Source organism: Parabacteroides sp. AF21-43 (assembly GCF_003635435.1).
In the GTDB taxonomy this organism is placed as follows: domain Bacteria; phylum Bacteroidota; class Bacteroidia; order Bacteroidales; family Tannerellaceae; genus Parabacteroides; species Parabacteroides distasonis.
In genome coordinates, this window is sequence record NZ_QTMG01000028.1 from 41068 (window position 1) to 61443 (window position 20376).

Consider the following 20376-nt stretch of genomic DNA (forward strand, 5'->3'; position numbering starts at 1 on the left):
AGTGATCAATACGTTTTCTGCATTTTTTATGAGACGAAGGAACTGGACCATTCCTTATGTCCTGTTCTTGGCCATCTTTGTCGTGATACCGCTCCTCCTGATCGTGTATTACGCCTTTACGAATGACGAGGGGATGTTTACCTTCGCCAATTTCCGTAAGTTTATGATCCATCCCGAGGCGATAAACACCTTCGTGTATTCAGTCGGGATCGCTTTGATAACGACCATTCTTTGTCTGCTGCTGGGATATCCGGCCGCTTGGATATTGAGCCAAGCCCGGTTTAATACTTCCCGTACGATGGTCGTTTTGTTTATCCTTCCGATGTGGGTCAATATCTTGATCCGTACGTTGGCTACCGTGGCTTTGTTCGATTTCTTGAATTTCCCGCTGGGAGAGGGGGCCTTGATCTTTGGTATGGTGTACAACTTCCTGCCCTTTATGATCTACCCGATTTATAATACGCTCCAGAAAATGGATCACAGCTTGATAGAGGCGGCGCAAGACTTGGGGGCGAATCCGTCGCAGGTATTTATCAAGGCCGTATTCCCACTATCGATGCCGGGAGTGATGAGCGGTATCATGATGGTGTTTATGCCGACCATCTCTACGTTTGCCATCGCCGAGTTGTTGACGATGAACAATATCAAGCTCTTCGGTACGACCATACAGGAGAATATCAATAACGGTATGTGGAACTACGGGGCGGCGCTTTCTCTTATCATGTTGTTATTAATCGGAATCACGGGATTGTTCAGCAATGAGAGCAGTGATTCGGCGAATGAGGGAGGGCTTATCTGATGGTGAAATATTTAGCTAAGGGATATCTATGGGCTTTGTTATTATTGCTCTACTCGCCAATCTTGATTATCATGATCTTCTCGTTTACGGAGGCGAAAGTACTGGGTAACTGGACCGGGTTCTCCACGAAATTATATAGCTCTCTTTTTGCCGGCAACGTACAACATTCGTTGGTCAGCGCCCTTTGGAATACGTTCGCTATCGCCATGATAGCCGCTACGGTATCTACCTTGTTGGGGAGCGTAGCCGCTATCGGGATCTTTAATTTGAAGGCAAGGGCCCGTAATGCCGTGAGTTTTGTCAATAACATCCCGATGTTGAATCCGGATATCATTACCGGTATTTCCTTGTTCCTGTTGTTTGTCAGCTTAGGGATCTCTCAAGGTTTGACGACGGTCGTGCTGGCGCATATCACGTTCTGTACGCCGTATGTGGTATTAAGCGTCATGCCTCGCTTGAAACAAATGAACCAGAATATCTACGAGGCGGCGTTGGATTTGGGGGCGACTCCGTTTCAGGCCTTGCGGAAGGTGATCTTCCCGGAAATCCGTCCGGGTATGATCAGTGGCTTTATCCTTGCCTTCACGCTGTCTATCGACGATTTCGCCGTGACCATATTTACGATTGGTAATGAGGGCTTGGAAACCCTTTCCACCTTTATCTACGCGGATGCCCGGAAAGGAGGTTTGACCCCGGAGTTGCGTCCCCTCTCAACGATTATATTCGTAACCGTGTTAGTATTGTTGATTGTTATAAATAAACGTGCTGAGAAAGCGAAGCGAGCGTAAATGAAAATGAAGAAATTTATATCGATTCTGTCTGTTTTGGCCCTGCTTATGGGGCTGTTCACTTCTTGCGGGCGCTCGGACGAGGAGAGAAGCAAGATCTTGAAGATTTATAACTGGGGAGATTATATCGACGAGGACGTCCTGACGGATTTCCCGAAATGGTATAAGGAACAGACGGGTGAGGAAGTCCGGATTATCTATCAGGTCTTTGATATCAACGAGATCATGTTGACCAAGATCGAGCGGGGACATGAGGATTTTGACTTGATTTGCCCTTCGGAGTATATCCTTGAGCGCATGCTGCGGAAAAATCTCTTGCTACCGATCGACCGTAATTTCGGGAAGACACCGGATTATATCGACAATGTCTCCCCCTATATCCAAAAGGAACTGAATAAGTTAAGTCAGCCGGGCCGTAAGACTACCGACTACGTGGTTCCTTATATGTGGGGAACCGCCGGCCTGTTGTATAATAAAGCCGATGTCTCGAGGGACGAGGTAATGTCGTGGAAATGCCTTTGGGACCCTCGTTTCAGGAATAAGATCTTGATGAAGGATAGTTATCGTGACGCTTATGGAACCGCTATCATATACGCCCATGCGAGGGAATTGGCGAATGGTACGATCACGGTGGAGCAATTGATGAACGATAGCCCCCCGGAAATGATCGCTATCGCCGAGGAATACTTAAAGAAAATGAAACCGAATATCGCCGGTTGGGAGGCCGATTTCGGTAAGGAGATGATGACGAAAGGAAAGGCGTGGCTGAATTTCACTTGGAGCGGCGACGCGGTCTGGGCCATGGAAGAGGCGAGTGCCGTAGGCGTAGATCTGGGGTATGAGGTTCCTTTGGAGGGTAGTAATATCTGGTACGATGGTTGGGCGATCCCTAAATACGCTCGCAACGTGAAGGCCGCCAGTTATTTTATGAACTATCTATGCCGTCCGGACATCGTCAGCCGTAATATGGAAGTGACCGGATATGTCAGCACCGTGGCTACCCCGGAAATATTGGCGGAAAAGATCGATACGACGCTGACCGAGTTCTCGGACGTAAGTTATTTCTTCGGACCGGGAGCGGAGCGTATCCAGATAGACCCGGCTCAATATCCGGACCGGAAGATCGTGGAACGTTGTGCCATGATCCGTGATTTCGGGAACGAGACGGAGGTGGTTCTGGAAATGTGGAGCCGGGTAAAAGGTGACAATCTTAACTCTTGGATTGTTATATTGATATTCGCTGTTTTCGGCTTGTTGTTTGTCTGGGTCGTTTACAAGCGGATCAATCGTTATCAACAGAAAAGACGACATCGCAGACGTCGTAGCTGGTATAAAAAGAAATGATATGGAAGGCATAAAGAACTTGATTATAGACTTGGGCGGTGTGCTTATTAACTTGACTCGCAACCGTTGTATCGAGGCTTTCGAGAATCTGGGCATGGAGAATATCCGGGAACAGATCACGAATAACTATCAACATAAGGACTTGTTTGAGCGATTAGAGTTGGGAACGATTTCGGTGGAACAGTTTCGCGATGATATTCGTGCCTTATCGGGAAAGCCCCTGACGGACGAACAAATCGACACGGCATGGATCGCCATGTTGGGAGACGTCCCGGAAAATAAGTTGCGTCTGCTATTGGAGCTTCGTGAACGCTATAATACGATGCTTCTGAGCAATACGAACGAGCTTCATTGGAAATGGTCCGAAGATACCTATTTCTCTTATCAAGGTCTTTGTGCCCAAGATTTCTTCCATAAGATTTACCTCTCTTACGAATTGCATATGCTGAAGCCGAACGCGGATATTTTTGAGTACGTACTGAAGGACTCGAATCTTTTAGCCGAGGAGACTATGCTGATTGATGACGCTTCCGTGAATTGCCGGGCGGCTGAATTATTGGGAATGAAGTCCTATATGCCGCAGCAAAGGGAGGATTGGTCGCATCTATTCAAATGAAGGCCGGTCATTGTTTGGTCCCGGCCTAAATGTCTTTAACCTTTAGGATATTATACGAGGTACCAAGATCATACACATCATTCCCGTCTACTTTCTTGATGTACTTTACGACACGGATGGTGACGGGAAGGATGATAACCTCGTACAAGGATTTAAGTACCGCCTGCGTCCCGATCATGATAAGCAATTCTCCGGCCGGGATCAATCCGGCGAAGGCGATCGGGAAAAAGATCAGGGAATCGGCACTCTCACCGATAAGGGTAGATACGATCGCTCGTAACGAGAAATTCTTTCCGTTGGAGGCGATTTTCATTTTGCTCATCACATAGGCGTTCAGGAAAGAACCGGCCAAAAACGCTATCAAGCTGGCGACCGCTATACGTGGGGCCATCCCGAAGACGAAATTGAAACCTTCCTCCCCCTCCCAGAAAGGGGCGGCCGGTAATAATACCGCCAATTGCGCGAAAGCGATCACTAGGAAATTAGAGGCGAAGCCACTCCAGATAATTAGCCGTGCCTTCTTGAATCCCCACACTTCCGCTATACAATCATTGATGATATACGAGATCGGGAATACGATCAAACCTGCGGTAGCCGTTATACCGCCTACTTGCACTACTTTTGTCTCTAAAAGATTGGACGCTACAAGGCATATATTAAAAAGTATACCTAGCAGCATGAAAGGTACTGTAACTGTTTTTTGCATGTCTTCTTGTTTTTAACGAGGTTTATCAAGCACTCGGGGCGCAAAGGTACGAAAATTCTCATTAAAAACGATGGGTATAGCAGATACCGATCGCATGGCGGTAATTCACGGGATCGTCTACATTAAATATATGGTAGCGATAATAGAGTTGGAGGTTATTGTTCGGGTTTAGTTGGTAATTACTTCCTGTGGAGAAACGGATCTTATCGGACCGCATCTTATTTCGCGTATCATTGAAGACCTCGGTGTAGGCAAAAGGACAGAAACCACTCTTGCCGATCTTATAGGAGAGGGTCAGCATCGAACGCAGATAATTCTTGGGATGTTCGGCGTGAACCTTATAGGTACTTTGAAAACGTTCCCGGACAGAGAGGGTAAAACGTCCGGCCGAATAAGTCCCCGTAGCGTAGAGATAATATCGGTTTCGCAACTCGTCGGATGCCTTGTATCGTGCTAGAGACATATATCCGCTTCCTGCCAGAAGATATTTATTAAACTTGTAGTTTACCTCAACGGTGGTGAGGAACCATTCCGCTTCCTTAAAGTCATCTCTCGGACGGATGTCCTCTTCTACAAGAAAGGATAAATGCTTATAGATTTTTCCGCATAGGCTCGCCTTGAAATACACACCTGCGCCTTCCATTCCGTATAGGGATGAAGTGCATCCTATTATAAAGAATAGGATCAGATAAATAGATCGTTTTGTATATGATGTGTTTTTCATGTAGAGTGACTTCCGTATGCAAAAGTAGTGTTTTTGGATGTAATACCAACGCCTCAGGATATTATATCCGATTTTTCTTATATTTGTCTCCTATTAACTATCAAATTCGAATACATGGAAAACATATCAAGAAGAACGGCTATCAAGACATTTTTAGCTGGAGGCGTGGCTTTGGCGACTACAGGTATCGAGGCGGCAGCCGCCGCGAAAAAGAAAACAGACGTGAAGGAACCCTTGAAAGGAAATGTCCGCCATTCCGTAAGTAAATGGTGTTTCGGCGATTATAAGCTGGACGAGTTCTGTGAGATCTGCAAGCATATAGGGATTGAATCCGTTGAGTTGCTGGACCCGGTAGATTGGCCGATCGTACAAAAACATGGCCTGACGGTGGCGATGGCGCAAGGGGCCGGGCTTGGAATAGATCGAGGTTTCAATGATCCGGCCTTGCATGACGAGTTGGTCGCCAGTTATGAGAAGGTGATCCCGATGGTGGCGGACGCTGGATTGACAAACTTGATTTGCTTCTCCGGCAGACGTAATGGCGTAACGGACTTGCAAGGCTGGGAGAACTGCGAGAAGGGGTTGAAGCGCCTTATCCCGTTAGCGGAGAAACACAAGGTCGTCTTGACCATGGAGCTTTTGAACAGTGTCGGCCATAAGGATTATCTGTGCGATCATACGGTTTGGGGGGCGGAGCTTTGTCGCCGTATCGGTTCCCCTAATTTTAAGTTACTATACGATATTTATCATATACAGATCATGGAGGGGAATATCATCGAGAATATCCGGAAATATAATCAATACTTCTCCCATGTCCATACCGGAGGTAGCCCGGGGCGCGCGGAAATCGACGAGACGCAGGAACTTTATTATCCGGCTATCATCAAGGCTCTTATGGAGACAGGCTATAAAGGCTTCGTTGGGCAGGAGTTCGTCCCCGCCCAAGAAGACAAGATCGCTTCCTTGGAGAAGTGTATCCGTATCTGTGATGTATAGGGCTATTTAGTAATAACTTACAGTGCCAAGCCAGTGCCGTTATAGTGGCACGGCTGTGCCACCAGCGTGGCATCGTTGTGCCATCGCTATGGCATCATCGTGCCATCGCCGTGGCATTATCGTGCCATAAGGGTGGCACGACTATAATACTAGAATGACAAAGACCTTGAATTTATTTTCTCCAGCCATGTTACGTTTTCTTTTCTCGATTGTCATTAAGATAGAATGGAACAAGAACAGTTTAAAAAAGAGATATTGCCTTTGCGGGAGAAACTATTCCTTTACGCGAGAAGGCTGCTTGATAACCCGGAGGATGCCGAGGATATCATGCAGGAAGTCTTTTTGAAACTATGGTATATGCGTGGCGAGTTAGACTATTATAATTTAGACTATTTTTTTATGTCGAGATATTGGATAGTAGTGTCTAAATTTTGTACACCACTGTCAAATAATTGGACAGTCTGTTTTGGAAAGTAAAATACTACTTGTTTGAGAATTAAATATTTAGTTAGTTTGGCACACTATTTGAATTAGATATGGTAAATTAAATAGTTAGATAACAATTAAAACAAATATAGTCATGATTAAGATCGAAGGTTTAAGTAAGTTTTTCCGTACGGAAGAGGTTGAGACAATTGCGTTGAATAAGGTTTCTTTGGAGGTAAAAGATGGCGAGTTCGTCGCTGTCATGGGACCTTCCGGTTGCGGTAAGTCTACGTTGTTGAATATTCTGGGTTTGCTGGATAACCCTTCCGAGGGAAATTATTACTTGGGCGACCAAGAGGTAGGACATTTGAAAGAGAAAGAGCGTACGCAGGTCCGTAAGGGAAACATCGGTTTCGTGTTCCAGAGCTTCAACTTGATAGACGAGTTGAACGTTTTTGAGAACGTGGAGCTGCCGTTGACTTATCTAAAGATCAAGGCGTCGGAGCGTAAGCAGATGGTAACGGATATCTTGAAGCGGATGAATATCAGCCACCGTGCGGCTCACTTCCCTCAGCAACTCTCCGGAGGTCAGCAACAGCGTGTGGCGATCGCCCGTGCGGTAGTTTCCAACCCGAAGATAATCTTGGCCGATGAGCCAACGGGTAACTTGGATTCCAAGAACGGTGCCGAGGTTATGCAGCTGCTCACCGAGCTGAATAAGGAGGGAACGACGATCGTAATGGTGACGCACTCCAAGCACGACGCGGGTTTCGCTCACCGTGTGATCAATTTATTCGACGGTAGCGTTGTTTCTTCCGTTAGTGAATTTATTTAGTCAACATGACATAAACACATACACACAAGAGTTTTTTATAAGCTAATTGGCCTGTGAAGGTCGGTTAGCTTTCAATTTAACTTAAATACAAATCGATGAGACAGCTATATTATACAATCCGTTATTTACTTCGAGGCCGAGGGGGAAATGTGATCAAGGTTCTGTCCTTGACACTAGGACTTGGAGTGGGATTGATCCTGTTCGCTAGGGTCGCTTTTGAATTGAGCTTCGATACATTCTTTGACCAAGTGGAAGATTTGTATAGCGTGCATGTGCGATACAATGATGATAAAACGGGAGAGGAAGATGGGTCTCGTATCCTATTTGCCCCGATCCCGGAGGCTTTGCGGCAAGAGTTCCCCGAGATACAGTATGCGACGGTTTGCCGGAGAAGATACGGAGCCGTATTGTATCATGGTGAGGATCGGTTCAAGCCCCGTTTGATGATGGCGGATTCCCTCTTTTTCCGTACGATGGGAATCAAGGTGCTAAGAGGGGATGACCGTTTGTTGGGAATCGAAGATCAAGTTTTCTTATCGGAAAAAATGGCTGAACGTATATTTGGCAAGGAAGATCCGATCGGGAAACAACTGCTGTACGGAAAAAACTATCCTTATACGGTGGCCGGGATATTCCGTGACATACCGGAAAATAGTCATTTACGTTTTGACGCTGTCGCTTCTTTCATTAATATGAAAACCCAGTTCGGTGCCTATGCCGGTTGGGGTGCCGACGATAGTTATCTGGGCTATATCCGCCTGAAACCGGGTGTGTTCCCGGAACAAATCAATCAGAAAATACCGGCTTTATTGCCTAAATATATAGATGTAGAAAGAGAGAGGAAACAAGGTTTTGATATGGAGCTTTATATCAAGCCGGTCTCGGAGATATATACGCAAAGTACCGAGGTGAAGCGGATGGTGGTGATCATGAGCGTACTGGCTTTCGCTTTGTTATTCGTGGCGGCGATGAATTATATCTTGAACTCGGTATCTTCTCTGCCGATCCGGGCGAGATCCGTAGGAGTACATAAATGTAATGGAGCTTCCAGCAAGGACATTTTCAATATGTTCTTGTTTGAGACGGCGGCTTTATTTGTTGTGGCTCTTGTATGTATGGCATTGCTTTTATTCGCTTTCCGGGAATATGTAGCGGATATGGCGGCTGTTCCTACTTTGGGCACTTTATTGAATGCGCAGACTATATGGCTTCCTGCGATCATGATCTTGGCTATATTCATTTTGTCCGCCTTGCTACCGGCCCGTTTGTTCAGCGTTATCCCGGTTACCCAAGTATTCCGGGTATCTACTTCGGGTAAGCAGGGATGGAAGCGGAGTTTGCTCTTTATCCAGTTTGGGGGAATTGCGTTTGTCATTACATTATTGGTGATCGTGTTATTGCAATATGATCGGCTAATGAATAATGATTTAGGATATGATCCGGAAAATATAGTGTATGCCCCCTTGAATAATATGGATGATCCGGAAACGGCCAAACTTACCGCCGAGTTCAAGAAGTTACCTTATGTCACGGCTACGGGGCTTTCGTCAATGGACATTCTAAGTGGTTATGGTGGTTTCCCTATTCTGGATAATGAGAAAAACTGGCTGTTCACGGCCCGACAGGTAAACTATGATGCCGATTATCTCTCTCTGATGAAAATCCCCTTGCTTGAGGGGCAACCACTAAAAGGTGACGGGGATATTTTAGTGAATGAGTCATTCGTGAGTAAACGTGGGTGGACGGATGCTGCGATCGGTAAATATATTTATGATGATGAGGGTAATTTAAAAGGAAAAATAGTGGGTGTAACCCGTGATTTCATGGTGAATTCCTTCTTCACTCCCCAGTTACCGGTCATCATGTTTGGTAGTGACCGGATGAGTTATTGTAACTTTACGGTTCGTGTCTCCGAGCTAACTCCGGAATATTTACGGGAAATGAATGATAAGATCGCGGAACTATTTCCGAATGAGGATGTCGGTTTTACGGTGCTGAAAACGATCATAGAGTCTCAGTATGAGGGAACCCGTCATTTCCGTGACGGCGTCTTTGTTGCCTCGATCGCTATCTTGCTGATCACCTTAATGGGATTATTCGGATATATTACGGACGAGATGCACCGTAGGAGCAAGGAGATAGCGATTCGCAAGGTGAATGGAGCGACGGCCCCGAATATTTTACGTCTTTTATCTAAGGATGTTTTGATCACGGCTTTCCCGGCTATCCTTTTAGGAGTGATAGCCTCACGAGTCGTGGGAGAGAGCTGGTTGAGGCAATTCGCGGATAAGATACCGCTGACTGTTTTTATTTTCATATCTACGGCTCTACTGGTTCTAGCGATCATTTGGGGATGCGTGATCCTGAAATCTTGGAATATCGCCAATGAGAATCCGGTCCGTAGCATTAAGAACGAATAATATAACAGGTAATATAAAATTACGTATGAAAACTATTTTGAGGAATCTCTTGAGTGTATTGTGCCGTTTCAAGATGGCGACACTTTTAAATGTATTAGGACTATCTGTGGCTTTTTCTGCTTTCATCTTGATTATGATGCAAGTGGACTATGACCGGAATTTTGACCGAGGCATAAAGGATGTGGATCGGATATTCCGGGTAGAGGTGGCTTATGAAAGTGGTACGAAACAGGCTATTATAAACCGTCCGTTAGCGGAAGCTTTTATCCGATCATCACCGCATATTCTGGCCGGTTCGTTATTGGATCCTTGGGGAGAGGGCGCTTTCTTTTATACGGAGGAGAACGGTGTTCGGAATAATTTCAAGGAGCGATGGATGCGTGTATTTCCTGAGTATGCGGATATATTTACGTTTGATATGTTGGACGGCAGCGCCGATAAATTGAAAGAACCCAATATGGTATTACTTCCGCTAAGTCTATCGAACAAGCTTTTCGGCAATCAATCCGCGGTGGGTAAGCAGTTGCATATGGTTAATTCGAAAGGTGTTTTCACCATTGGAGGAGTGTATCGGGATTTCCCGGATAACTCATCTGTGGGGAATAGTATCTATTACCAATTAAATCCGAAAGAGAATTTCCAGAACTTTGGCAATTGGAATTATATGTTCTACGTCCGTTTGGATGATCCAGCGAACGCTTCCGGCTTGTTCGAGAATTTCAAAGCGCATTTCGATGTATCTACCTTATCGAAAGATTTCTCTTGGGAAGGAGGTGGAATGTCTTTGGTTCTGAACCCTCTGACGGAGGTGCATTTCGACTCCGGGGTCACTTACGATAATGCTCCGAAGGCAAGTAAATCTACTATGCTTGTCTTATTTGCGATCGCCATCGTGATCGTAGTGATTGCCGGTATTAATTTCACGAACTTCAGTACGGCGCTTACGCCCATGCGTATCAAGAGCATAAATACGCAAAAAGTATTGGGTGGCGAGGTCTCGGTGATCCGTATGTCTCTGATTTTGGAGGCTATCGTTATCAGTGTTATCTCTTTCCTGTTGGCGTTGCTTTGGGTCTCTTTGTTTTCCAGCACAACCTTATCCGCGCTTATCGACGCTCGGATTGCCTTGATGGATTATCCGTTGTTGTTGGGGGCTACGGCATTGATCGCGATTGCTACCGGTTTGTGCGCCGGGTTGTATCCCGCTTATTATATGACATCTTTTTCTCCGGCCTTGGTATTGAAAGGAAGTTTCGGTCTGTCACCAAAAGGCCGCCAGATGCGTAATGTCTTGATTGGCGTGCAGTATGTGGCTTCATTTGGGTTGATTATTGGGGCGGTATTCATGTATTTGCAGAATTATTATATGCAGCACGCCCCGTTAGGCTATGATAAGGATGAGATTATCGTTACCGATCTGAACTCTAAACTCTGGAAAAGCCATGAGGCTTTCGTGAGCCAGGTGAAATCTTTCTCGGGCATCGATGACGTGACGTTCGCCGAGCCTCTTCTCTCCAGCAGTGACCAGTACATGGGGTGGGGACGTGAGTATCAAGGCAGAGAGATCAGTTTTCAATGCCTGCCGGTAGATCCTTCTTTCCTAAAGGTGTTAGGGATACAAGTAAATGAAGGCCGCGACTTTCGGGAGGAAGACGCTAATAATCCTTATGGGGCTTATATTTTTAATGAGCGTGCGCGTGCCGCCTATGAAATGGAGGTAGATGCGATGATTGACAGCACAAAAATCGTCGGTTTCATACCGGACGTGAAATTCGCCTCTTTCCGTACGGAGATAGCGCCCATGGCGTTTTTCGTATGGGGAACACGTAATTGGGGGAGTCGTCCTAACTGGGCATATATCAAGGTAAAGGCGGGATCAGACTTGCGGGCAGCCATGGATCATGTGCGATCGGCCGTGCGAACATTCGATCCGGAGTATCCCTTCAATATCCGTTTTTTCAATCAGGTGTTGAATGATTTGTATAAGAAAGAGGGGAATCTGAGTTCCTTGATTACCTTGTTCGGGCTATGCGCTATTTTCATCTCTATCGTAGGAGTCTTTGGTTTGGTAGTATTCGATAGCGAGTATCGGAAGAAAGAAATTGGTGTTCGTAAGGTGCTGGGTTCTACCACGGGCGAGATTATCGTGATGTTCAACAAGACGTATATACGTATTTTATGTGTTTGTTTCGTATTGGGCGCTCCGGTTGCGGGTTATGCGGTGAGCCGCTGGTTGGAGAATTTCGCTTATAAGACACCGATGTATTGGTGGGTGTATTTGATCGCTTTTGCTATCATAGCGGTTATCACAATATTGACTGTCACTTTCCAAAACTGGCATGCGGCGAATGAGAATCCAGTACATAGTATTAAGAATGAGTAGAAGATTTTTGTAGAATCATATTGCTGTTTTCATAGAAAAGTATGTGTCCAATAATTGTACAATGGTGTCCAATTATTGGACACTTCTGTTTTATGAATTGAGAATTAATTTATTGAATATTAGTTTGATATGTAGTTTGGCACGTTATTTGAATATTATTAGATGGATTTGAGTATAATAAATTAAAACAAATACAGCCATGATTAAGATCAAAGGTTTAAGTAAGTTTTTCCGTACGGAAGAGGTTGAGACAATTGCGTTGAACAAGGTTTCTTTGAATATCTTGAAACGAATGAATATCAGCCATCTTATTTAAGGAATACTCTTTTTGGGTCGATTTTAGTATCAATAAAATAGAGCAAGTTATGAAAACAATCATACGCAATTTCATCAATGTATTAATACGTTTCAAGGTAGCTACCTTTTTGAATGTAGCGGGATTAGCGGTTGCTTTCGCCGCTTTTATCGTGATTTTGATACAGATTAATTTTGAGCGGACTTTTGACCGTTGCCATCCTACGTCCGGGCGGATTTTTAGGGTGGACTTGACCATTCCGGGTACTTTCGGGACAATATTACCCCGTGCCTTTGTGGAGGCTGTCATCCAATCTTCCCCGCATATAGAGGCGGGTACATTGTTGACTCCTTCTTTTGGCCAGAATGGTGTTTATCTCTCGGTGGATAGAAACGGGCAACCGTTTGGGTTTAAGGAAATCGTGACAACCTGCCACGCTAGTTTACCGAAGATATTCGCGTTCCCGATCGTGGAAGGCGATATCGATTGCTTGAAAGATCCCGAGAAAGTAATGGTACCCCGAAGCTTGGCTGACAAGTTGTTTGGGGAAGACATCTCCGCGGTTGGTAAGACGTTGCGAGCGGAAGAAAATATCTGGACTAAATCGGCTAAACTCTTTACGATTGGCGCGGTTTATAAGGATTTCCCGGAGAACACGCAGCTTCGGAACGTGGTCTATACGGCGATCGATCCGGATTATAATATCAATAATTTTAGCTCAAGTAACTGGGTTTGTTATTTATTGCTTGATAATCCTGCCATGGCAGATGAGGTTGCCGATAATTTCAACCGTCATTTTGATTTCAAGAAGATTTACCATGAGGGAGAACAGATCCGGCTCGTCCCGCTGACTGATATTTATTATATGAATGAGACGCAAGACGGTGGTACATTCCGGAGCGGAAACAAGGAAGTCACGGCCTTATTGTTCGGTATAGCCCTTCTGATCGTCATTGTCGCGGCTATTAACTTCACGAACTTTAGCACTTCTCTGACTCCGTTGCGAATCAAAAGCATCAATACGCAGAAGGTATTGGGTAGCTCGGATACTTTGTTGCGCAGATCTTTATTGATAGAGGCAGCCCTTATTAGTTTTATAGCATGGCTGGTAAGTCTCGTTATCGTTTGGGGATTGGATTGGGCGGAAGCGCTACCTTTTATCGAGGCCGATTTGAGTTTGGTCTCAAATCTTCCGATCGTTTTCTTGTGTGGCATCGTAGCGTTGGTTATCGGTTGGCTGGCGGGCATTTATCCTGCTTATTATATAACTTCTTTTCCTCCGGCCTTGGTGCTGAAGGGCAGCTTCGGGTTATCTCCTTCCGGGCGTAAGTTACGTACGACATTGATTTGTGTCCAGTTCGTTGTTTCGATCGTGTTGATTATCGGGGCTTGCTTTGTGCAAATCCAGAATAGTTATATGAGGAATTTCTCTTTAGGATTCGATAAGGATCAGGTAGCTATCGTGGAGCTGAATGAGACAATGTACAATAAGCATCACGATACATATGTGAATCGCTTGAAAGAGAATCCGGGGATCGAGGATGTGGCTTTCGCTATGGAGAAAGTGGGCTCTAAGGACGGGTATAACACGAATGGCGGTAATTATAAGGGTAAGGACTTTCAGTATTTCATAATTATAGCATCTTCCAATTTCTTGCGGGTGATGGGGATTCCGGTTATAGAAGGGAGAGATTTCTCAAAGGCGGACGAACTTTCGGATCATGTGTCTTATATATTCAATCGTACGGCGATGGAGGGGTTGGATATGCAAGTGGGTGACGCGTTCGATAGCTATTCTTCCGGTCATCTTATCGGTTTCTCCGACGATGTGAAATTCACCTCGCTTCGTGGTGGAGAGGATAATATCGCTTTCTTGGTCGGAAACTTTGGTTATTCTTTGCCAATCTCTTATATCCGCTTGAAAGCCGGATCGGACATTCATGCCGTAGTAGGTCACATCCAGGAGACGATGAGAGAATTAGACCCTTCCTATCCGTTCAATATCGAGTTCTATGATGAGATCTTTAATCATCTTTACCGGAAAGAGGAGAACCTGCGCGATCTGGTTACGGTCTTTAGTTTACTGGCGATTATTATCTCTTTGGTCGGGGTATTTGGCTTAGTGGTGTTCGAGACTCAATACCGCCGTAAGGAAATAGGTATCCGCAAGGTACATGGAGCTACGGTAGGGGAGATCCTGCTGATGTTTAATAAGGCCTATCTGAGGATTGTAGGTATTTGCTTCGTGATAGCGGCGCCGGTCGCTTGGCAGGGCGTGAAGATGTGGCTCGAGGGCTTCGCTTATAAGACTCCGCTTCATTGGTGGGTATTCTTAATCGCCTTATTGATCGTAACCGTAATCACATTATTGACCGTAAGCTTCCAGAACTGGAAAGCGGCGAACGAGAACCCGGTAAATAGTATCAAGAGCGAGTAATCCACCATCCCATCTTCCACGCCAGTAGCAAGATCAGTAGGGAAAGGACCAAGCAGGCTAATAGCAACCAAACTCCCAATCCGTTGACGAAAAGGATGGGGACGAAGGTGATCAATAAGATCTCTATGGGAGCGATAGGCAGGTAAGCCATCGCGTAATCATCCATCGCTTTGCTGGAAAGTTTCGGATCGACGATCCGCAGCAAGGCGATGCCCATGGCCATCGTGCCGGTCCACCATCCCCAAGCGAAAATCATGCGCTCGAACCAAAAGGTCTTGGCTAATCTTCTTCCTAAGAAGAATGTTATGCACCAGACGATCGCCACGCCCGCTATGATGAGTACGATAAGCGGCAAGGCATATTTTACGATCACCCCTAGCTTGATAGACGCTACACCGCAAGCTACCAACATATCCGTGAAGGAACTGCTCAGCCTCTGGGTCGTCTGCGGGCAGATATATCTGGATATGGTTGTCGCGTCGAAGAATTTCTTTAATACTAATCCAATGATAAAGGCACAACTGAAAACAGGTAACTCCAATACCGGATAATACACCTTTACGGTTTGGCTAACCATATATCCCAAAAAAGCCACGACAAATACCAAGGCCACATGGAAAGTCAGCGTATCGATGGATATGGAGGAAGTCGTAGCTTCTCCGATGGAATCCCGCTTATCCTCTGGCAGCAACCCACTTCTCAGCTCGTCCGGTAGATCGTCGAAATCCGAGATAAAAGCGGTTTGTTTATGCTTGGCCGCCCATTTGACCATCAGTAAACCTCCGATGATCGAGCAAATAACCCCCACGGTAGCGGTTGTCATGCCTAAACTGCGAGCCTCGTCCCAGCCCAATCCCTCGAACGCGGACCCGATAGCGGCGGCTGTGCCGTGTCCGCCATAAAAGCCTGTCGGCAGCATAATGCCGAAAGCGTCATTCAGGTCCGGCCAGATCAGCTTGATCACGTACAATCCGAACAAGCCTACTAATGCCCATTGCAATAACATACCCACCTGAGCGTACGCCCACATCGGCCCGACTCGTTTCGCTACTTCTTTCATGGAGACGTTCGGGGAAGATAAAGGCAACGCGCCGAACACCAAGGCGATAAGGATCGCCGCATAAGTACCTAAATCATTGGAAAGCGGAATCCACCCCAGTCCATTAGGTCCGAACGCCAGTCCTAGCAAGCCCGCGATCAAGCTGGGTGGGATGAATAATTGTTGTATCAGTTTTACCTTGACTCGTATGAATTTGCCAACCAATAGAAGTATCGAAATGAATCCAAGATCCGTAAAGAGAGTCCAAGGGGTGAACTGTGTTAGGTCTATCATAGTAACTACTTACTTTATGTTCGTTTAAATATCTATTGTACAAATATATTTTATTCTCATGAGAAATACTAGAAATCCAAACGAATTCTATATCTCCATCTCCTTTTTACGATAAACGGAAGGAGAGCAACCCATAACTTTCGTAAACGTACGCGAGAAGTAGGCGGCATCCTCGAATCCCAGATGCGTGGCGATCTCATTCAACTTCATATTCGTTAGCTCGATATATTCACAAGCCTTCTGTATTTTCAAGCGTATGAAGTAATTCATGGGCGAGACCCCGGTCTCGCCAAAGAAGAGAGCCGAGAAGTGAGAAGGGGAATATTTGAAATAAGACGCTAATTCCTTCAAGGTAAGATTCTGCTGGATGTTCTCACGCATATAATGAATAACCCGTGCCGTGAACGGATATTCTTTTTGCGAGGGAATCATGATATGGCGGAATTGCTCCAGATAGATGAAAGAGGCCAGAAAATTGTAAAGGCACATGGAGGAATAAATCATATATTCTTTAATATATCCCATGGAGAAACTGCTATATATCTCCTCAAACAGCCGTAACCGATCTTGTAAACGGGAATATTCATTCGGCAAAATAGTGACCGGAACCGGATGCGACGGCAGGAATTGATCGCGCAGCTTGCCTTGGAAGTGTAACCAGTAAATAGTCCATGGATCTCCCTCGTCTGCCCCGAACGAGTAGGGGATACCGGGAGGGATGATGATATATTGGTATTTCTCTACGGTATATTGTTTACCGAGGATACGATACCACCCTTTTCCCTCCGTACAATAAATAAGCATGGCGTAGTCACAGCCATGTTCTTTTTGGAGAAAATGATATTTAACACGTGGGAAGAAACCGATCTTGCGTACATATAAATTATTGATGAGCGGTTCCCTCCGGTAGCTTGCCAATAGTTCCTCGGGTAAAGAAACGAGCCGTTCTCCCTTAAATCCTTCTTTTATCTTGACCATGATCTATAAATCATAAGATTGTACAAGTAAATCGGAACAAATGTAGCATTCCTTTCTGGATTATTGAAATAATTTTGCCGACATAAATCATAACATAATGCCATGAATAAAATTCTAGTTGTAACTTCTTTTGTATTTGTATCTTTTTTGTCTTGTACGGGATTAACCGATAGACAGCGATTGGCCAATCAGATATTGTCTGATACGAATTTGTTGAAGGTCGATAGTATGGCTCGTGCTACCATCCGCAATGGTTTTAACGCGGGCAGCGGTTATTCCCAGATATGGGCTCGTGATATGAATACGTTTATAGAGATCGCTTGCGAGGAGAGTGATCCACACGAACTGCGGGAAGCTATCTTATTGTTTTTCGCTCTTCAACAGCCGAATGATGAGATGATCGATGGTTATGTGCTGAAAGGAGATTTTACATGGTATGATGATACGCCTTATTATTCGAATGCCGCCCCGAAACATGTCGCTTTTAAGAATACGGTAGAGACGGACCAAGAGTCTTCCTTGATTCAGATCGTAGGTAAATACATTCGTAAGACGGGTGATCGGGAGATATTGAATGAGAAAGTTGCCGGGAAGACCGTTCTCGAGCGAATGAACGCGATGGTAGATTATCTGATGCGGGAACGATATAATGAGAAATATGGATTGCTTTATGGAGCAATGACCGCTGATTGGGGCGATGTACAGCCGAATGACGATTTCGGATGTGATATGAATGATTTGTCGGATCCAGCTATCGATGTATATGATAACGCTATGTTCATAATCGCCTTGGATTATTTGTTGGAAATGGCTCCTGATTCTCCGCAAGCCTCCCGTTGGAAAAGTCTGCGTGAGGGAATCGAGAGAAATGTGCGGGCTCATTTATGGGACGAGAAGCGCCAGAAGTTCATTCCTCATATTTATCCGGAGAAATCTCCGATTCCGGAAGGTTTTGATGAACTTGCCATTCATTATCATGGTGGGACGGCTATCGCTATAGAGGCCGGCTTATTATCGAAAGACGAGATACGTACCGTAAATGCCCAGATGCTTGAGAATGTTCGCCTGTCGGGTATGCCGAGTATTGGTCTTACCTTATATCCCGTGTATCCGGATGGTTTTTTCCATGGAGGAATGTCAAAGGCTTATCTGTATCAGAATGGCGGGGATTGGACTTGGTTTGGCGGTCGGATGATCCAGCAGCTTGTCGTTAATGGAATGGTTGAGGAGGCTTATGCGGAGATTCATCCGATGATCGAGCGTGTGATCCAAAATGACGGATTCTACGAATGGTATGGCAAAGGCGGTGTCCCCAGCGGCTCTGGTAATTTCAAGGGATCGGCCGGAGTGTTATCTAAGGCGATTGAATTATTAAGGGATTGGGCAGAGAAAAATAAGAGTTAAATACAAGCGTGCAATATTAAATATCAAAAGAGATGAGAAAAAGTAATTATGATAAAATGCCGGCCACCGTTGTAGACGGTACCTTGTGGAAAGGCTGGGAATCGATACGGAAGCGATTGGCGGAGATACATGCGGAAACGAATGGATCACAAGTTTGGGTGGTGGAATGCTACCAAGGGGTTCATCACGAGGAGTTGATGCGTGAACTGCAAGCGCTCGCGCCCGATCGTTTTATCAATACGCGAGATTTATTTAAATCGGCAGAAGATATAGAGGCGATGACCTATCCTTATCTGACGGATGACCGGTTGTTTGGCCGCCGGGCTCATTTCTCTTATACGGATTTCTTGGATGAGGAGAAGGTGAACGCCTGCCGGGAGTCCTTGCGTGATGGAAAAGGCTGGACAATCGTTTATGGCCACGCCGCCGCCGAGATCGTTCCCGCTCCGGACAAATTGATCTACGCGGATATGGCTCGTTGGGAGATCCAGATGCGTTCCCGTAGAAAAGAGGTGAACGGGCTAGGTGTGGAAAACCGGGAGGAAGCCCCGTCGTACCATTATAAGCGAGGATATTTTATTGATTGGATTGTTTGCGATAATCTGAAGAAGAAAGTCCTTCCCAAGGTCGATTATTGGTTGGATACCCATATCGTCGGAACACCTAAGATGATTTCCGGGGAGACCTTGAAAGAAGGGTTAGAGAAAACGGCGCATACTCCGTTCCGGGTAGTACCTTTCTTCGATCCGGCTCCTTGGGGCGGCCAATGGATGAAAGAGGTCTGTGATCTGGATAAAAAGCAAGATAACTTCGGCTGGTGTTTTGATTGCGTGCCCGAGGAAAATAGTTTATACCTGAAAGTTGCCGGAGAGCTGTTTGAGATCCCTTCCAATGACTTGGTATTCTATAAGACGAGAGACTTGCTGGGCGGGCCGGTCGAGGCTCGTTTCGGACAAGATTTCCCGATCCGTTTCGACTTCTTGGATACGATGGGAGGAGGAAACCTAAGTTTGCAAGTGCATCCGGTCACCCAATATATCCGGGATACGTTCGGGATTTATTATACGCAGGACGAGAGCTACTACCTGCTGGATGCCGAGGAGGACGCTACCGTTTATCTGGGATTGAAAACCGGTGTCAACCCGGACGAGATGATCGCTGCCCTAAACGAGTCCCAACAGACCGGAAAGCCTTTCGATACGGAGAAATATGTCAACAAATGGCCTGCCAAACGCCATGATCATTATCTGATCCCCGCCGGAACGGTCCATTGTTCGGGAGCCGGTGCCATGGTGCTGGAGATTAGCGCTACCCCAAGTATCTTTACCTTTAAGCTTTGGGACTGGGGCCGCTTGGGATTGGACGGACTGCCTCGACCGATTAATATCGGCCACGGCTCGAAAGTGATCCAATGGGAGCGGCAAACGGAGTTTGTCCGTCATAACTTGATCAACCAAGTGGAGATGATCGCCGAGGGAGACGGTTGGCGGGAGGAGCGGACCGGCTTGCATGAGAACGAGTTCATCGAGACCCGCCGTCATTGGTTCACGGATATCGTGCCTCACAATACGAATGGAGGGGTGCAAGTACTGAATGTAATCAAGGGAGATGAGTTGATCGTGGAGAGTCCGACAAACGCTTTTGAACCATTCATCGTTCATTACGCGGAGACTTTTATCATTCCGGCTTGCGTGGGTGAATATACGATCCGCCCGTATGGATCGTCCGTAGGTAAATACTGTGGTACTATAAAAGCTTACGTACGATTTAGGCAATAATCACCGTGCCATAGGCATCGCACAACTGTGCCACCCTTGATGGCACGGTAGTGCCACTGCGATGGCACGCCAATGCCAACCCTATGGCACGGCTGTGCCACCACGGTGGCACTG

16 protein-coding genes and 1 pseudogene are annotated in these 20376 nt (G+C 45.9%); 13 read left to right on the forward strand and 4 right to left on the reverse strand.

Annotated elements, in window-relative coordinates:
* Position 1 precedes the first annotated feature (1 nt).
* From DWX84_RS17010 to DWX84_RS17025, 4 genes are read left to right on the forward strand one after another with little or no spacing between them, the layout of a single operon-like run.
* Positions 2 to 799: an ABC transporter permease gene (locus tag DWX84_RS17010; RefSeq protein WP_005858055.1), complete on the forward strand. Its 798-nt coding sequence runs from the start codon at positions 2 to 4 to the stop codon at positions 797 to 799.
* A complete protein-coding gene (locus DWX84_RS17015) occupies positions 799 to 1587 on the forward strand; it encodes an ABC transporter permease (protein WP_005858053.1) in 789 nt (262 codons plus the stop codon). Before DWX84_RS17010 ends, DWX84_RS17015 begins: the two co-directional genes overlap by 1 nt.
* Positions 1588 to 1593: 6 nt before the next feature.
* A complete protein-coding gene (locus tag DWX84_RS17020) occupies positions 1594 to 2931 on the forward strand; it encodes an ABC transporter substrate-binding protein (protein WP_122377580.1) in 1338 nt (445 codons plus the stop codon).
* Between the two features lies 1 nt (position 2932).
* The gene (locus DWX84_RS17025; protein WP_048927812.1) at positions 2933 to 3547 is read left to right on the forward strand and encodes an HAD family phosphatase; all 615 of its coding nucleotides are present in this window, start codon (positions 2933 to 2935) and stop codon (positions 3545 to 3547) included.
* Between the two features lie 25 nt (positions 3548 to 3572).
* Here DWX84_RS17025 and DWX84_RS17030 read toward each other — a convergent pair whose 3' ends face one another.
* Positions 3573 to 4253: a queuosine precursor transporter gene (locus tag DWX84_RS17030; RefSeq protein ID WP_005858047.1), complete on the reverse strand. Its 681-nt coding sequence runs from the start codon at positions 4251 to 4253 to the stop codon at positions 3573 to 3575.
* Positions 4254 to 4314: 61 nt separating this feature from the next.
* Positions 4315 to 4977, reverse strand: coding sequence for a DUF2490 domain-containing protein (locus tag DWX84_RS17035; RefSeq protein ID WP_008774273.1), 663 nt, complete (start codon positions 4975 to 4977; stop codon positions 4315 to 4317).
* A 114-nt stretch (positions 4978 to 5091) separates the two neighbouring features.
* On the opposite strand from DWX84_RS17035, the gene DWX84_RS17040 reads away from it, so the two are divergent.
* From DWX84_RS17040 to DWX84_RS17065, 7 genes and pseudogenes are all read left to right on the forward strand, one after another.
* On the forward strand, positions 5092 to 5973 hold the full coding sequence (locus DWX84_RS17040) for a hydroxypyruvate isomerase family protein (RefSeq protein ID WP_122377579.1): 882 nt from the start codon (positions 5092 to 5094) through the stop codon (positions 5971 to 5973).
* 225 nt (positions 5974 to 6198) lie between these two features.
* Positions 6199 to 6450 (forward strand): RNA polymerase sigma factor, encoded by a 252-nt coding sequence (locus tag DWX84_RS17045; RefSeq protein ID WP_005866389.1) that lies wholly within the window; start codon positions 6199 to 6201, stop codon positions 6448 to 6450.
* A gap of 103 nt (positions 6451 to 6553) precedes the next feature.
* Positions 6554 to 7234, forward strand: a complete 681-nt coding sequence (locus tag DWX84_RS17050) for an ABC transporter ATP-binding protein (RefSeq protein WP_005858035.1) — start codon at positions 6554 to 6556, stop codon at positions 7232 to 7234.
* Positions 7235 to 7329: 95 nt separating this feature from the next.
* Positions 7330 to 9654, forward strand: coding sequence for an FtsX-like permease family protein (locus tag DWX84_RS17055; RefSeq protein ID WP_048927813.1), 2325 nt, complete (start codon positions 7330 to 7332; stop codon positions 9652 to 9654).
* A gap of 25 nt (positions 9655 to 9679) precedes the next feature.
* Positions 9680 to 12037 carry an ABC transporter permease gene (locus tag DWX84_RS17060; protein ID WP_008774279.1) on the forward strand — a complete coding sequence of 786 codons (2358 nt, stop codon included), beginning with the start codon at positions 9680 to 9682 and terminating at the stop codon, positions 12035 to 12037.
* A gap of 199 nt (positions 12038 to 12236) precedes the next feature.
* Positions 12237 to 12320: pseudogene (locus DWX84_RS21685) on the forward strand (ABC transporter ATP-binding protein); the annotation flags it as partial.
* An 82-nt stretch (positions 12321 to 12402) separates the two neighbouring features.
* On the forward strand, positions 12403 to 14769 hold the full coding sequence (locus DWX84_RS17065) for an ABC transporter permease (protein ID WP_122297406.1): 2367 nt from the start codon (positions 12403 to 12405) through the stop codon (positions 14767 to 14769).
* On the opposite strand, the gene DWX84_RS17070 is transcribed toward DWX84_RS17065, so the two are convergent.
* The gene (locus DWX84_RS17070; RefSeq protein WP_005858025.1) at positions 14756 to 16102 is read right to left on the reverse strand and encodes a sodium/glutamate symporter; all 1347 of its coding nucleotides are present in this window, start codon (positions 16100 to 16102) and stop codon (positions 14756 to 14758) included. The two genes, DWX84_RS17065 and DWX84_RS17070, sit on opposite strands and share 14 nt — an antisense overlap.
* A gap of 87 nt (positions 16103 to 16189) precedes the next feature.
* On the reverse strand, positions 16190 to 17080 hold the full coding sequence (locus tag DWX84_RS17075; protein ID WP_048927815.1) for an AraC family transcriptional regulator: 891 nt from the start codon (positions 17078 to 17080) through the stop codon (positions 16190 to 16192).
* Between the two features lie 102 nt (positions 17081 to 17182).
* Between DWX84_RS17075 and DWX84_RS17080 the strand changes: the two genes are divergently transcribed.
* Both DWX84_RS17080 and DWX84_RS17085 read left to right on the forward strand, forming a co-directional pair.
* A complete protein-coding gene (locus tag DWX84_RS17080) occupies positions 17183 to 18484 on the forward strand; it encodes a hypothetical protein (protein WP_121961054.1) in 1302 nt (433 codons plus the stop codon).
* A gap of 32 nt (positions 18485 to 18516) precedes the next feature.
* A complete protein-coding gene (locus DWX84_RS17085; protein ID WP_121961055.1) occupies positions 18517 to 20262 on the forward strand; it encodes a class I mannose-6-phosphate isomerase in 1746 nt (581 codons plus the stop codon).
* The last annotated feature ends 114 nt before the right edge of the window (positions 20263 to 20376 follow it).